The organism is Rhodococcus sp. NPDC059968, assembly GCF_042738615.1.
Classification (GTDB): Bacteria; Actinomycetota; Actinomycetes; order Mycobacteriales; family Mycobacteriaceae; genus Rhodococcus_F.
Map to the genome: position 1 here is coordinate 22,162 of NZ_JBHWUE010000055.1, position 14,508 is coordinate 36,669.

Consider the following 14,508-nt stretch of genomic DNA (forward strand, 5'->3'; position numbering starts at 1 on the left):
ACGCAACGAAGGGTGTGATCGAGCGAGGGGAGACGAGACGGCGCGAAAGGTGAAGTGGCGCAACGTCACGTCTACATATGTCGTGAACAGCTCACGGGCGTCATATAGGGAAGGCTAACCTTTATCTTTGCCCCACCGAAACCCACTGTGCCCTATCTCACATTGACAAACCCGGCTGACCAGCGACCTTTACTTAAACATTACCTGTGTGGCGTAAAGCTTTGAGGCGCTGAGATATTCGCTGGCGCGCATGTGTCGATCAGTCGTCGGTGGTCGAGGACGAGTGCGTCGCTGCAATAGCTCCGCACCAGATCGAGGTCGTGGCTGATCACGATCAGCGAGGAATTCCTCTCGGCCATCACGGTGTGCAGGAGGTCCATGATGGACGTCGCCGTGGCGTGATCGAGCGCGGACGTGACCTCGTCGCAGATCAGTACGTCGGGCTGGTGGGCCAACGCACGCGCGATCGACACGCGTTGCCGCTGGCCGCCGGACAACTCACTTGGATACCGCGACGCGAAGTCGGGTGTGAGGCCCACGGCATCGAGCAATGACCCGATCTCGGCCGCGCGCGTCGCCCGCGCCCTGGTGCCCCGCCGCACCAACGGTCGTTCGAGGCTCTCGGCAACGGTTCGGGACGGATTGAGCGTCGAGAGCGGATTCTGTGGCACCAGCTGGATCCGGTCCCGGGCCTGCCGCGGCCGCCGTGAACTGCGCAGCGCGATTTCGGTGCCGTCGAGGTGGAGCGTGCCGGTCGCGTCGGGTTCGAGCCCCGCGAGAATCCGGGCGAGCGTGGTCTTGCCCGCGCCCGACTCACCGACGATGGCGGTCGTCTCACCTCGGTGGGTCACGATGTCGACGTCCGACAGAACGGGCACGACGCCGCGGGTGAGCCCGAGTGCCGTACCCGACAGTGCGATCGGGGGCCGGTCACGCCCCGGCACGGCGCCGGTCCGTGTATTGGAGACGGCTGTCGGGGGCGCTCCGATGTGCACCGCGTCGTCGGCCAGTGATTCGAGTGTGGCTGTGTCGTGGCCAGACACCGCGATCGCCACGTCGTCGTCGCTCGCGAGCGCGCGCACCACCTCGACGATCTCCTGGCGTACCCGTGCGTCCAATCCGGCGAACGGTTCGTCGATCAGAAGGACATCGACGCCGCGCATCAATGCGCGGGCCAGTGCGACCCGTCGTTGTTGTCCGCCGGAGAGCTCTCCGGGTCGCCGGTGGAGAACGGACTCCGGCAATTGCACCCGGGCGAGGACCCGGGCGGGATCGCTGTTGTCGCGGTTCTTGGCGACTTCCGTCAGCAGGGCTCGCACTCGCATGGTCGGGTTCAACGCCGAACCGGGGTCCTGGCCGACGAAGGCCAGGTGTTCGCGCCGTAGTCGGCGCAGGGGTTCGGTGGGCATCGCCAGCACGTCGTGTCCGAGCACGTGAACGTTGCCCGACACCTGCCGGGCACCGGGTGGGAGGTAGCCGAGGACCGCCTGCATCAGGGTGGTCTTGCCGGAACCGGATTCGCCAGTGATCGCGGTGATCCGTCCTCGGCGGAGTGCGATCGAGCCGTTCTCGAGGAGTGCACGTGCCCCGCCGGGGGCGGTGATCGTAAGGTCGTTCGCGATCACCAGTGGTTCGCTCATGTGCGCACCGGATTCCGGTCGGCACGGATCGCGTTGATCGTGAAGTTCATGCTGACGGCGAGGATTCCGATCGCCAGGCTCGGGGCGACCACCGACCATGGGTTCAGCAGGATGCCGGCGCTGTTCTCCCGGACCATCAGCGCCCAGTTCGACCGCCCTAATGTGGTCGGCAGTTGCAGGAAGGCGGCCGTGCTGACCAGGTACATGGCCTCGACGAACCGCAGACCGAGCTGCGTGGTCAGCGTGCTGCGCAAGTTGGGCAGGACTTCGCGCAGCACGAGATGCGGCAGAGGCTCCCCGTTGGCGACGGCCACCTCCACATACCCGGTGGCGGCGATACCACTGGCCGCCGCCGCGAATACCCGGGCGCAGTACGGCGTTCCGATCAGAACAGCGATCGCCACCAACCCGACCGCACCCGACTCGGGCCAGGACAACATCACCAGCAGGATCGCCAGAACCGGCGGCAGCAGCATCAACGCGTCGGTGCAGCGTTCGATGACCGCGCCCACCCGGGGCCGCAGGGCGGCGACGGTGCCGATCACCGCGGCGAGCGCCGTGACCAGGACGGCGATGACGGCGGCGAGCAGCAACAACCCCCAGCCACCGACAAGGAGATGGCTGAGCACGTCCTGACCGAGATGGTCCGTGCCCAACGGCGCGGCGGCGGAGGGTTCCGCATAGGGGATGTCGACACCTTCGTCGACGGGATGCGGAGCGACCCACGGCCCCACGACCGCGCACCCGACGACGAGCTGCGCGGGAAGCGCGATCACAGACGGCCGAACCCATCCTCGTGTCATGGGCGCCCCTTCACCGACCACGCGCGGAGAAGATCGGCAGCGAGCAGCACCAGGGTGATCGCCGCACCGGTCAACGCGACCACCGAGGCCACGAGCACCGCGTCCCGGTCGGCGACCGAACCGGCCAGGACCGAACCGATCCCCGGATAGTTGAAGATCGTCTCGACCACCAGCGCCCCGCCGAGCAGCATGCCGACCGACGTGGCCAGCGAGGTCGCAATGGTCGGGAGCGCGATCGGAAGAATATGCCGGAGCAGGATGTGGCGGCGCGGCAGTCCGTCGAGTTCCGCCGCGTGCACGTGCGGGGCGAGCGACGCCTCCTGCAGTGCCGCGCGGGTGACGCGGATGTTCCAGCCGGACTGCGGAATGGCCAGTGCCAGCACCGGAAGAATCAACATCGAGGCGTCCGCGGGAGCGCCGGCTGTGTTGGTGATCGTCACCGCCGGGAACCACCCCGTCCCGAGCGAGAACGCGAACACCAACAGGGTGGCGATCACGAACTCGGGCACCGCGATCACCATGGTGGTGGCCGGGGACAGCATGCGCGCGGCGACACCGCGGGGGCGCATCGCCCACACCGCGCCGCCCACGATCGCGGCCGCGGTGGTCACTACCAGCGCGAGCCCACCCAGCAGGAGGGTGTTCGGGAACTTCGCTGCCAGGATGTCGGTGATGGGCGTCCCCCGCACGGTGGTGCCGAGGTCGCCGGTCAGCAACCCTTTCAGCCAGGTCGCGAACCGGACGGGTAACGCGCGGTCGAGTCCGAGGGCGTGCTCGCGGGCGGCGATCTGCTCGGGGGTCGCATCACGGCCGAGGGCGGACTTCACCGCGCTGCCGGGCAGGAGATCGACGGCGACGAACGCGAGTGCCAGGACCAGGAACAACAACAGCAACCGCTGCGCGATGACTGCGGAGACCCGCGTCCCGACGGTGGTGAACCGCCGGGACACGATGGCCGCAGCGGGAACCGCTGCCGGCGTTACCGTGTCGGTGTCGCTCAACTCGACAGCCACGCCTTTTCGAGCTGGACGCGGCCGTATCCGCCGAGCTGGGGCAGGCCCTGCACCTTCGACGAGGCGACGTCGACGCCGTCGGCCATGCCCCACACGAGGTAGCCGCCCCGGTCGTATTGGATTTCCTGGAGTTTCTTGCTTGCCGCCTGGTAGGTGGTGTCGTCGGCGGCCGAGAGGGCCTCGAGGTAGGCGGCGTCGAATTCGGGGTCCTTGAAGCCGGATTCGTTCCACTTGGTGCCGGAGTACATCGTCTTGCTGGCGAAGAAGATCACCGAGTCGTTGGTGCCCCAGTTCGCGGTGTACAGCGGCGCCTTGAGCCAGGTGCCGTCGTAGAAGACGTTCGCATCCTGGGTGACGACATCGATCTTGACGCCGATCTCCGCGGCCTGCGTGGCGAACAGCTTGGCGGAGTCGACCTCACCGGCCGCCTCCTCCTTCGTGAACAGGGTGTACGTCTGACCGGTGTCGAAGTTCGCGTCCGCCAGAAGCTGCTTCGCGCGGTCGATCTCGCGGCTGCGCTGCTCGAGTGACGAGTCGTACGTCGGATCGCCGGTGCCGAGCACATCGTTGGCGATGGTCCCGTAGCCCGAGGTCACCTGCTTGACCATGGCGTCACGGTCGACGGCCAACCGCAGCGCCTCCCGCACCCGCGGATCCGCGAACGGCCCGTCCGAGGTCCGCATCACGATCGGGATCACCACGTCGTTGGAGCGGCGGACCACGGTCAGATCGCCCCGACCGTCGGCGGTACGACCGGCAACCGCACCGACATTGGAGGCAAGATCGATCTGCCCGGCAATCACGGCGTTGGCCATCGCGGTCGTGCTGTCGAACCGGGTCACCTCGATCGCCTCGAGCAGCGGTGTTCCGCCGTGCCAGTTCTCGTTCCGGACCAGGCGAGCGTTGCCGTCGCTGTAGGACTCGAGCTTGAACGGACCGGTTCCCACCGGCGCGGTGAAATCGGTGGTGTCCTTCTTGACGGTGAACGTCATCAGCCGCAGGAGCAGCGGCAGTTCCCGGTTCGGGGAGGCCGTGGTGATGATGACCGCGTTCGGTCCGTCCGCGACGATGTCCTGGGCGGAGGCCACCGGGACCTTCGTCTCGCCGGCGACCTCCCGCAGCCGTCGCAGCGACCAGACGACGTCGTCGGAGGTGACCGGGGTGCCGTCGTGGAAGGTGGCACCGTCGGCGATCGTGAACTTCCACTTGCGCAGGTCGTCGAGCTGCACCCACTCCGACGCCAGCCGAGGCGCGACGCTCGGATCGGTGCCCGGGACCGTCAATGCGTCGAAGACGAGTGAGGTGATCAGGAAGTCGCTGTCGTTGCTCAAGGTCTGATGCGGATCCTGCTCGATCTTCGAGGGCTGTCCCAGGGCACCGACCCGCAGAGTGCCGCCGGACGCCGGATTTCCGGACCCACCCGACGACGAATCAGTGGAACTGCACGCGGCCAAGGCGACCAGCGCCGTGGTGCCGAGACCGGCGAACATGAACTGCCGACGGGAGAGCGTCACCTGTACACACCTTCGAATCGAGAGACCGGGAACAGAAGCATGGAATGCATAACCTAACTTGCCGGGCCGTGTAAACCCGTAGCGGCTGCCACTGAACCGTCGACGCGTGCAAACTGGACGATTGATCATCTCCTTCATCGACCTGACATTCAGGTCGCCCCGAGCTTCGGCAAGCCGTCGACGGCAGCAGATCGCAGCACGTCGAGCCCACCCAGATCGGGCCGCCGGTCCATGCTGCTGGACACCAGGATTGACCGCGCCGCCGAAGGGACAAGGCGCCGGCGGTGGACGAGTCAGGGCTTCATCCGCTCGATACGCCAGCGGCGCGGATCTGGGGATCGGCGCAGCTTCCTCGCCTCACCTTGCCCAGGTGGCCGATACCCCCGTGAACCTGATCAACTATGGTTAGGATACCCAAATATTGAAGATGAGGATGCTGTGAACCCAATTTTGAGTCGCCGTGCAATGCTGTCCGTCACCTTCGCGACCGTGGCTGGATTTGTCCTCACCGCATGTGGGGACGGCGGTAACGTCGACTCGGAGCCGAGTGTCGGAGGTGGGCACGCAGAACCGAACGCCTTCCCGGTCACGATCGATCACAAGTTCGGGTCGACCACGGTGGAACAGGCACCGAGCCGAATCGCTGCGGTCGGAATCGGCGACGCCGACGTCCTTCTCTCACTCGGACTGACTCCGGTCCTGGTCCCGGTCTGGAAGGGATCGACCGACGACGGCATCGGCGTATGGGCCGACTCGAGCGTCCAGGGCGCGGAGCCCACGCCACTGGCCAATGCCACCACCGACTTCGACATCGAAACAATCGTTGCGGCAGCTCCCGATCTGATCATTGTGGTCAACAACGCGATCGACGAGCAGTTGTACAAGCAGCTCAGTGCAATTGCGCCCACCGTGTTGCACGCCGCCGACCAAACGGACTGGGTCCTGCCCTGGCAGGAAGTGACGACCCGCATCGGGGCGGCTGTCGGACTGCCGGCACAGGCGAAGCAGGAAGTTCAGAGTGTCGAGGAGCTGATCACCCGTACTCGCACGGAAAACCCTCAGTTCGAAGGCAAGAGCGCGGCCCTCGTCATCCGCTGGAGCGATGGGAATCTCCGGGCTTTCAGCCCGGAAGCCGCACGTGCACAGCTGCTTACCCAGTTGGGTTTCACCGCGCCACCCGCCCTGAAAGAGCGATTCGCCGGAAAACTCAACTTCGAGATCTCCGCCGAGAACTACGACCTTCTCGAATGCGACTACCTGCTGTTCGACAACTACGAGAAGGCGCGTATCGAGATGGAATCGCAGCCTGCGTTCACCAATCTCGATGTGGTCAGATCGGGTGGACTGATCAGTCTGGATCCCATTGTCAGCGATGCGGTCTCCATGCCGAACCCGTTGACCATACCCTTCGTCCTGGACAATTTCGTCGCGGAGATCAATCAGGCAATCGCTGCTCGATAGCCTTCGTACGTTCCGGTTGCTGACCCGGGTGGCCTCGCCGGCAGCCGTCGTCGAATCCGACGAGGACCACGGGGTTCGGCGAGGGCCTCGTCGCCGGCAAAAGACCCGGCGCAGGGTGTGCGGCATGGTGCGGGCGGTATCGGCAATGATGTAGGCGTCGCTGCATTGCGTGGATTGGGGAGAAACGTCTACGCCATCAACCCGATGGCGGTGGCCCGCTACCGTGATCGCCACTCGATGGCACGGAAAAAGTCCGATCACGTGGACGCGACGACGCTGGCGAACATTCTGCGCACCGACGCGCGCTCACCGAACGCTGCCCTCTGACAGCGACCTCGCGCGGGCAATCACGGTGCTCGCCCGCGCCGCGCAGGGCGCGATCTGGCGGCGCACCAAGGCCACCCAGGAGCTGCGGGCACTGCTGCGCGAGTATTACCCGGGATTCCTCGACGCATTCGCTGGCGCCGGCCACACAAACGTTGCCATGCCAGACGCCCGCGCGATACTCGCGATCGCGCCGACACCGGCGCTGGTGCGGGCCTTGATCGGGCAGACCCTCGGTGGCAGCATCGCCACCTTGCGCCCGGGATCAGCCGAGGCCGCCGAGACCAAGCGGATCCTGCTCGCGCGGGGATTGTGGTCGCAGTACCTGGAGGTCGGGATCGGCCCCGACCCCGAAGTCTTCACGAAGGCACCGGTGCTGTCGTCGGTGGGCCTGGGCGCGAAAATCGGCATCCCGTCGTTCTCGTCGTGGAACAACCCGGAGCCCGAGCTGGTGCTGATCGTGAACTCGACCGGCACCATGGTGGGTGCCACCCTGGGCAACGACGTCAACCTCTGCGACGTCGAAGGCCGCAGCGCTCTGCTCCTCGGCAAGGCCAAGGACAACAACGCCTCGAGCGCCCTCGGACCCTTCATCCGGCTGTTCGACGAGTCGTTCACCCTCGACACGGTCCGCGCCGAAGAGATTCGGCTTCGAGTCGACGGCACAGATGGATTCACGATGGAGGGCACCAACAGCCTCGCCCGGATCAGCCGGCCATTCGAGGAGTTGGTGTCGGCGACCATGGGCGATCATCACCAGTACCCCGACGGCTTCGCCCTTTACACCGGAACCCTGTTCGCGCCGACCGCCGACCGTCGACCGCGACCTGGCCGGGCAAGGCTTCACCCACAGGACCGGCGACGTCGTCACCATCCGTAGCAAGCACCTCGGCCGCCCTGATCAACGAGGTCGGTGCCACCGAGACCCTGTCCGAGTGGTCCTTCGGATTACGCCGCCTGCTCACCTACCTCCGCGCCCACCCTCCAACCGAGGTTCCCGTCCCCGCCGCCACCGTGTAGGCGCCTGCCCGGTCTAGATGAGCGGGCGTGCGCCCCCTACTGGTACCGCGGTCGACCGCCACCCGCGTGGGGGAAGCTCTCACAGGTCGTACGCCACGGCCTTCCCGAGGACGCGGATGCCGACACGGTCGCCGGGGGCGAGGGTGGTGGCGCCGAAGCGGCGCACGGTGACCCGCTCGGGAACGTCACGGTCCGCGGTGTCGAGGCGGATGCCGAGCAGCATCTCCGACCCGAGGTACTCGACGTCGACGACCGTCCCGGATACTCCGGCGCCGTCCGGGGTGAGTTCGATCTGCTCCGGCCGCACCATGATTCGGGCGTTCCCGTGGACGCCGTTCGATGCCACGGCCACGTCGCCGAGGGTGCAGCGGGCCCGGTCGCCGTCGACGTGCGCCGACAGCACGACGGCGTCGCCGATGAATTCCGCGGTGGGGACGTCGATCGGGGTGGAATAGATTTCGCGCGGGGTGCCGATCTGGGCGAGCCGGCCCGCGCTCATCACCGCAACCCGGTCGGCGAACGACAAGGCCTCGGGCTGGTCGTGGGTGACGAGGATGGTGGTGATCGCTGCCTTCGCGAGGACGTCGGCGACGATCCTCCGGGTGTTTGCCCGCAGCCCGGCGTCCAGCGCGGAGAACGGTTCGTCGAGCAGCATGAGTTCGGGTTCCCGGGCCAGCGCCCGCGCAAGTGCCACGCGCTGCTGCTGCCCGCCCGACAGCTGGTCGGGTCGCCGGGCCGCGTACGACGGGTCGAGCGAGACCATCTCGAGTAGCTCGGCGATCCTCGCCGGGGTGCGGGCCCGGCGAGGGAGCCCGAACCCCACGTTCGCGCCGACCGTGGCGTGCGGGAACAGCGCACCGTCCTGGGCGACGTACCCCACCGACCGCCGGTGCGCGGGCGCCCATCCACCGCCCGCGACGACCCGGCCGGCCAGTGCGATGGTGCCGGCGTCCGGCTTCTCGAAACCCGCGATCAGGCGGAGCAGGGTGGTCTTGCCGCAGCCGGACGGTCCGACGATTGCCGTGGTCGACCCCGACTCGACCGCGAACGCGACCCCGCGGAGGACCGCCGCCCCGCCGAACGACTTGTCGACGCCATCCACTTCGAGTGCGAATGTCATAGTCCCGCCACCTTTTTCGACTGGGAGAAGAGCACATACGTCATCGGCAGCGACAGCACGATCATGATCAGCGCGTACGGTGCGGCACCGGCGTAATCGATTTCGCTGCTCAACGACCAGAACTGCATGGACAGGGTGCGGGTACCGGTCGGTGCCAGCAGGAGGGTGGCGGTCAGTTCGTTCACGATCCCCAGGAACACCAGTGCCCCGCCCGCCGCCGTCGCCGGGGCGGCCAGTGGCAGTGTCACCCGGAAGAACGCCGACAGCGGAGAGATGCCCAGCGACTGCGCCGCCTCCTCCAGCCCGACGGGTGCCTGCGCGAGCCCGGCCCGCTGATTGATCAGGGCACGCGGCAGGAACAGCAGCGCGTAGGCCGCGATCACGACGGTGACCGTCTGGTAGAGCGGATGGAGGTAGCGGATGGAGACGGTGACCAACGCCAGCGCCACGACGATGCCGGGCAGCGAACTCGAGATGTATGTGCCGCCCTCGAGGAACCGGCTGAATCGTCCGCGGTGGCGGATCGAGATCCAGGCGATCGGGAACGCGAGTACACACGTCACGACGGCGCCGGCGATGCCGAAGCCGAGGGTCTGGACCAGCGCCGGGGCAAGGCCGTCCAGTTCCCAGACCGCACTCCCGCCGATGACGAGCCAGCGTAGGACACTGACCACCGGGACACCGACGGACGCGGCGATCAGCAGGAGGAACAGCATCACGATCGGCGAATACCGCCAGCCGAGTTCGGCGGGGACGGCCCGGCGCGCGGCCCCCGACCCGATCCGGGCGTACCGGGCGCTGCCGCGGACGACCGATTCGATCACCAGCAGGGTCAGGCACAGCAGCACCAGGACACCGGCGAGCATGGTCGCCGCGGCTCCGTTGAACGTGGACTGGTACTGCTCGAAGATCGCCGTCGTGAACGTGTCGAACCGGATGAACACGAACGCGCCATATTCGGCGAGAAGGTGCAGGGCGACCAGCAGCGCGCCGCCGGCGATGGCGAGCCGCAGTTGCGGCACCACGACGCGGAAGAACACCGCCCACGGGTCGGCGCCGAGGGCGCGCGCCGATTCCTCGACCGCGGGGTCCAGCCGGCGAAGCGTCGCCGCCACGGGTATGTAGACGAGCGGGAAATACGAGAGGGTCGCGATGAGGACACCGCCGTGCAGCCCGCCGAGGGAGGGAATCGCCGTCACCCACGAATAACTGTTCACGAACGCCGGAACGGCCAGCGGCGCCGCGAGAAGCACCGCCCACGCCTTCGCCCCGGACACCCGGGTGCGCTCGACGAGCCAGGCGGCCGTGACGCCGACGACGACGCAGATCGGCACCGTGACCAGGACCAGCATCACGGTGTTGGTGAGCAATTCGCGGACCCGGGGCCGGAACAGCAGCGCCGACGCGGTGTCCCAGCCCGTGTCGATGCTCGCGGCGATGATGTAGCCGAGCGGGATGAACGATGCGGCCACCACGATCACCGCGGCAACGGCCAAGGGCAGTGGCATGCCCGGCTGGGCGGTCGGTCGACGAGTCGTGTCCGCGCCTCCCGACCGCTCTCGGCCGATCAGTGCGAGATTCAGAGCAAACCGGCTTCCGTCATGAGTTCGGTGACCTGCGGGCTGTTGAGCTTCGCGGGGTCGACCTGCGGCGCCTGCAGTTCGGCGAGGGGAACGAGCTTCGGGTTCGCCGGCACACCGCTGCCGACGGTGTATTCGAACGACGTCCCGGTCTGCAGGACCTCCTGCCCCTTCTGTCCGGTGACGAACTTCAGGAACTGCTGCGCCGCATCCTGTTTCGTGCTGGACTTCAGGACGCCACCACCGGAGACGCTGACGAACGCACCGGGGTCCTCGTTCTTGAAGTAGTGCAGCGCGACGTTGTTGCTGTTCTCACCGGTCTTGGCCTGATCGCCGAACCAGTAGTAGTGGTAGATGACGCCGCCCGGGATCTCCCCGGCGTTGACAGCCTTCATCACGGTGCCGTTGCCCTTGTAGGTGCGGACGTTGTCCTTCATCCCGGCCAGCCACGCCCGGGTGGCGTCCTCACCCTTCAGCTCGAGGAGTGCGCTGACGATGGCCTGGAAGTCGGCCCCCGACGGGGAGGCGGCCCAGCGGTCCTTCCATGCGGGGTCCTGCAGATCGAGCAGCGACTTCGGCAGCTGGTCCTGGGGCAACATGTCCTTGTTGTACGCAAAGACGGTGGAGCGGGCCGCGATGCCGGTCCACTTGCCGCTCGACGGCCGGTACTGGCTCGGAACCTGGTCGAGGACGTCCTGGTTCACGTCGGCGAACAGCCCGGCGTTCTCGACCAGCGTCATCGCGGGGGAGTTCTCGGTGAGGAACACATCAGCCGGCGACTGGTCCCCCTCGGCTACGAGTTGGTTGCCGAGCTCGGTGTCGCTGCCGTTGCGGAGTTCGACCTCGATGCCGGTCTCCGCGGTGAAGGCGTCGGCCCATTCTTGGGTGAGCGATTCGTGCTGGGCGTTGTAGACGGTGATCTGGTTGGCTCCGCCGGAGTCGGTGCCGCTGTCCGAACCGGAGTCCGAGCATCCCGACACCGTCATCACCGCGGCGGTGGCCAGTGCCAGCCCCGACATCAGTCCGATCCGCATCCTCATCGTTCGTCCTCCTCCGCAGCGGGACCTCTCCCGGCCGTCTCCAGGAAAATGATGCCACGTGCAGGATTGGCAAACCTAACCACCTGGATTCTGGTGGACCGCGTATCAGGTGGGGAGGGCGTGCCTGCAATCAATGCGCCTGTCGGTTGGCAGTCATTTGTCCTGTTGCCGTGACATGCTGGATCGAACCAAAGATCGAGGCGATCCGGATCCGGTCGAGTTCCGAACGCAAGGCAGCGGGTCGTCGGCGCAGGACGAGTACGAATGTCACCGCCTGCCAGTAGAGAATGCCGACCAGAATCGACAAGGCCAGCGCCAACCAGGGATGGTCGGCGCGCAGCGGCAGATACACCTGGAAGTGCGTCAGGTAGATGTAGAGCGAAGCGCTCGCCAACACCCCTGCGACACGGCTCAACAGGGTGGGGCAGGGGACGGATCTGAGCCACACCAGCAGGCAGAGCCCACCGACGACGATGATTTCCCGTCGAGTCTCGCCGAAGAAGAACCCGGGAACCGTGGCCACGATCACCGAGGTGACGCAGAGGCGGTGCCATACGGTCGTCGCCTTGGCGGCGGCCCAGCCGAGGGCGAACAGCCAGAAGACCACCGACGCGGTCAGGATGCGATTGCGCCCGTCGTCGACGTCGACCAGCCCGTATCGGGTGAGCATGCCGAGTGCCACGAACCCCATCGCGAACCAGAACGAGTGCCTGCGCTCGATGCGGTCGACGAGCGGGATGTACAGCACGGCGGCGACGACGAGCACGATGTACACGATCGCCTCGACGAACCAGTATCTCCACTCGGCGGACCACCCGTCCGGACCGAGAATTCCGTTGAGCAAGAACGCACTGGTGACGCGGTAGTCCCCGGTCACGGCGATGACCGACCCGATCCACACCATGCTGGGAATCGCGATCCGGGCGACGCTCCCGAGTGCGTGGCGGACACGTTCGGTCCGTTCGGCCGTACCGAGGTGGAATCGGGCGAAGTTGTAGCCGGCGATCCCGAGGAGCACGTGCGCTCCGCCGAGCACCGTGAACAGGTGAATGTGCGAGCCTGCAATCAGAACGATCGCGACCGCGCGGAGCAGAACATTGGTTTCCACTGTCCGCCACCGGCGGCGCAGCCGCGGAGCCGGCACGAAATCCGCGATCGGGGTTGTATGCCAGTTCTCGGGGAGGTAGCCGAGCATCTCCTCGAGACGCAGGGACATCCGTACATAGGACAGGGAGTCTCCGCCCAGGCTCACGAACGAGCTATCGTCGGTTACGTGTGGGCAGCGGAGGATGTCGGCATACAGCGCCCGTACGGCGTCTGTATCGGGGCCTGTCCGCGATCTCTCGACACGCGGGGGCTCGTACCCGTGTGCCAGCTCGGCCACGGCCCGGAGGTCGGGTTTGCCCGTGGAGGTCCGCGGAAGCTGATCGACGAGGCACACACGAACCGCTCCGAGCGGAAGACCGCAGGCCCGCGCGGTCGCGCGCCGGACGCCGTCCACGTCGCCGCCGTCCTGGACGGCCACGATGAGCTCGTCCGTACCGCCCACGCAGCAGGCCGTCAGCCCGTGCTGCGCGAGTGCCGACTCGACGTGCTGCAGGTCGATCCGCAGTCCGAAGACCTTGACGAATCGGCTGCGGCGGCCGACCACCTCGTACAACCCGTCACCCGTGTGCCGGGCGAGGTCCCCGGTCCAGAGTTCGCCGCCGAGATCGTCACCGAGGCGCAGGTCGTCGGGGGTGTGGGCGTAGCCGAGCATCACGTTCGGCCCCGTGTAGATCAGCTCACCGGTGCCTTCCGGGGCGTCGGAGACCGGTTCGAGCCGGAAGGATCCACCGGGAATCGGCCGTCCAATCGTCTGCGGGTGGCTGGGCGCGAGCTCCGGTGGCAGGTACGCCATCCGGGCGGTCGCCTCCGTCTGCCCGTACATGACGAACAAATCCCAGCCCCGGCGTCGTCCCAGTTCCGAATAGGCTCGGACGCGGTCCGGCGGGAGCCGCCCGCCGGCCTGCGTGATGTAACGTAGGTCGGGCAGATCCATGTCGGCGAACCCGATCCGGTCCAGGAGATCGAAGGTATACGGCACCCCCGCAAACGTGGTGCCGCGGTGGGTCCGGACGAGGTCCCAGAACCCGGGGTCGGTGACCGAGAGAGTCGTGAGGACCAGGGCGGCACCGCGGACCAGGTGGCTGTGGATGACCGACAGCCCGTAGCAGTAGTGCATCGGCAGCGTCGTCACAGCACGGTCGGTGTCGCGGATGTCGAGGTACTCCGCGATCGACTCGGCGTTGGTCTGCACGTTGCGGTGCGAGAGACGGACGAGTTTCGGTGATCCGGTGGATCCGGAGGTGCTCAGCAGCAGCGCGAGGTCGGGGTGCAGCAGGTGCGCGGAGCCCACACGCTGCTCCTCGACCACCGTGCGCCCGTCGGTGCTCCGCACCACGACGTCGGGCCGGTACGCGGCGATCAGGCCATCGAGGCTGTCGGGATTGTCGCCCGGTGCCAGCAGCACCGGATGCCCGGCGAACAGGGCAGCGAGGTAGGTGACGATCAGATCGATCTCGTGGGTGCCGGCGACCAGCACCAGACGGCGGGTCCCGCCGAGCTGCGAGGCCTGCCGCTCGACGCGTTCTGCCAGTTCGCGGTAGGTAACCGTATCGTCCGGTGTGACCAGTGCCGGTGCGTCGCCGAATCCTCCCAACGCGCGCGCGAACCCCACATCGGGGCGCTCTACACGGACGGACTGGCTAGGCACCGACCGAGTCTATAAGGCATGCCGTACCTAACTCACCTGTCGGGACGACGGCAGCCTCTCCGAGAACGCCCTGTCCGGGGCGTCGGTGCACGCGCCGATCCGCCGGCGCGCCCTGGCCGCCGGGTACGGCGCGAACGTCGTCGCCCAACTCGGCGGGCACTCCCCACCGCGCGGGGTTCGTCACCCAGGCCGGTCATCTACTCGCATTCTCCGACACACTCGACGGAGCCGGCGTACC

At 67.1% G+C, this 14,508-nt stretch carries 11 protein-coding genes and 1 pseudogene; 3 read left to right on the plus strand and 9 right to left on the minus strand.

Features of this window, described 5'->3' with window-relative positions:
• Window positions 1-200 precede the first annotated feature (200 nt).
• The 4 genes from ACFWAY_RS33915 to ACFWAY_RS33930 are packed head-to-tail and all read right to left on the minus strand — an operon-like array spanning window position 201 to window position 4,946.
• Window positions 201-1,640 (minus strand): ABC transporter ATP-binding protein, encoded by a 1,440-nt coding sequence (locus ACFWAY_RS33915; RefSeq protein ID WP_378513620.1) that lies wholly within the window; start codon window positions 1,638-1,640, stop codon window positions 201-203.
• Window positions 1,637-2,443, minus strand: coding sequence for an ABC transporter permease (locus ACFWAY_RS33920; protein ID WP_378513621.1), 807 nt, complete (start codon window positions 2,441-2,443; stop codon window positions 1,637-1,639). Before ACFWAY_RS33920 ends, ACFWAY_RS33915 begins: the two co-directional genes overlap by 4 nt.
• Window positions 2,440-3,444, minus strand: coding sequence for an ABC transporter permease (locus tag ACFWAY_RS33925; RefSeq protein ID WP_378513622.1), 1,005 nt, complete (start codon window positions 3,442-3,444; stop codon window positions 2,440-2,442). Before ACFWAY_RS33925 ends, ACFWAY_RS33920 begins: the two co-directional genes overlap by 4 nt.
• Window positions 3,441-4,946 (minus strand): ABC transporter substrate-binding protein, encoded by a 1,506-nt coding sequence (locus tag ACFWAY_RS33930; RefSeq protein WP_378513658.1) that lies wholly within the window; start codon window positions 4,944-4,946, stop codon window positions 3,441-3,443. The genes ACFWAY_RS33925 and ACFWAY_RS33930 overlap by 4 nt, the downstream gene beginning before the upstream one ends.
• Before the next feature lie 255 nt (window positions 4,947-5,201).
• Between ACFWAY_RS33930 and ACFWAY_RS33935 the strand changes: the two genes are divergently transcribed.
• Window positions 5,202-6,431, plus strand: a complete 1,230-nt coding sequence (locus ACFWAY_RS33935) for an ABC transporter substrate-binding protein (RefSeq protein ID WP_378513623.1) — start codon at window positions 5,202-5,204, stop codon at window positions 6,429-6,431.
• A 12-nt stretch (window positions 6,432-6,443) separates the two neighbouring features.
• Here ACFWAY_RS33935 and ACFWAY_RS33940 read toward each other — a convergent pair.
• Window positions 6,444-6,602: pseudogene (locus ACFWAY_RS33940) on the minus strand (transposase); the annotation flags it as partial.
• Between the two features lie 3 nt (window positions 6,603-6,605).
• Between ACFWAY_RS33940 and ACFWAY_RS33945 the strand changes: the two are divergent.
• Together ACFWAY_RS33945 and ACFWAY_RS33950 are read left to right on the plus strand one after the other, a co-directional pair.
• On the plus strand, window positions 6,606-6,758 hold the full coding sequence (locus ACFWAY_RS33945) for a transposase (protein WP_378513624.1): 153 nt from the start codon (window positions 6,606-6,608) through the stop codon (window positions 6,756-6,758).
• A 25-nt stretch (window positions 6,759-6,783) separates the two neighbouring features.
• Window positions 6,784-7,635 carry a fumarylacetoacetate hydrolase family protein gene (locus ACFWAY_RS33950; RefSeq protein ID WP_378513625.1) on the plus strand — a complete coding sequence of 284 codons (852 nt, stop codon included), beginning with the start codon at window positions 6,784-6,786 and terminating at the stop codon, window positions 7,633-7,635.
• Between the two features lie 219 nt (window positions 7,636-7,854).
• Here ACFWAY_RS33950 and ACFWAY_RS33955 read toward each other — a convergent pair whose 3' ends face one another.
• From ACFWAY_RS33955 to ACFWAY_RS33970, 4 genes are all read right to left on the minus strand, one after another.
• Window positions 7,855-8,895 carry an ABC transporter ATP-binding protein gene (locus tag ACFWAY_RS33955; protein WP_378513626.1) on the minus strand — a complete coding sequence of 347 codons (1,041 nt, stop codon included), beginning with the start codon at window positions 8,893-8,895 and terminating at the stop codon, window positions 7,855-7,857.
• Window positions 8,892-10,403: an ABC transporter permease gene (locus tag ACFWAY_RS33960; protein WP_378513627.1), complete on the minus strand. Its 1,512-nt coding sequence runs from the start codon at window positions 10,401-10,403 to the stop codon at window positions 8,892-8,894. The genes ACFWAY_RS33955 and ACFWAY_RS33960 overlap by 4 nt, the downstream gene beginning before the upstream one ends.
• A 71-nt stretch (window positions 10,404-10,474) precedes the next feature.
• A complete protein-coding gene (locus ACFWAY_RS33965; protein ID WP_378513628.1) occupies window positions 10,475-11,515 on the minus strand; it encodes an iron ABC transporter substrate-binding protein in 1,041 nt (346 codons plus the stop codon).
• A 130-nt stretch (window positions 11,516-11,645) separates the two neighbouring features.
• Window positions 11,646-14,270, minus strand: coding sequence for an AMP-binding protein (locus tag ACFWAY_RS33970; RefSeq protein ID WP_378513629.1), 2,625 nt, complete (start codon window positions 14,268-14,270; stop codon window positions 11,646-11,648).
• Window positions 14,271-14,508 lie beyond the last annotated feature (238 nt).

Bases quoted from the DNA above. Each gene is read 5' to 3' on its own strand.
- ACFWAY_RS33915 (WP_378513620.1), bottom strand. From the start codon at position 1,640: ATGAGCGAACCACTGGTGATCGCGAACGACCTTACGATCACCGCCCCC.
- ACFWAY_RS33920 (WP_378513621.1), bottom strand. From the start codon at position 2,443: ATGACACGAGGATGGGTTCGGCCGTCTGTGATCGCGCTTCCCGCGCAG.
- ACFWAY_RS33930 (WP_378513658.1), bottom strand. From the start codon at position 4,946: ATGTTCGCCGGTCTCGGCACCACGGCGCTGGTCGCCTTGGCCGCGTGC.
- ACFWAY_RS33935 (WP_378513623.1), top strand. From the start codon at position 5,202: ATGCTGCTGGACACCAGGATTGACCGCGCCGCCGAAGGGACAAGGCGC.
- ACFWAY_RS33955 (WP_378513626.1), bottom strand. From the start codon at position 8,895: ATGACATTCGCACTCGAAGTGGATGGCGTCGACAAGTCGTTCGGCGGG.
- ACFWAY_RS33960 (WP_378513627.1), bottom strand. From the start codon at position 10,403: ATGCCACTGCCCTTGGCCGTTGCCGCGGTGATCGTGGTGGCCGCATCG.
- ACFWAY_RS33965 (WP_378513628.1), bottom strand. From the start codon at position 11,515: ATGAGGATGCGGATCGGACTGATGTCGGGGCTGGCACTGGCCACCGCC.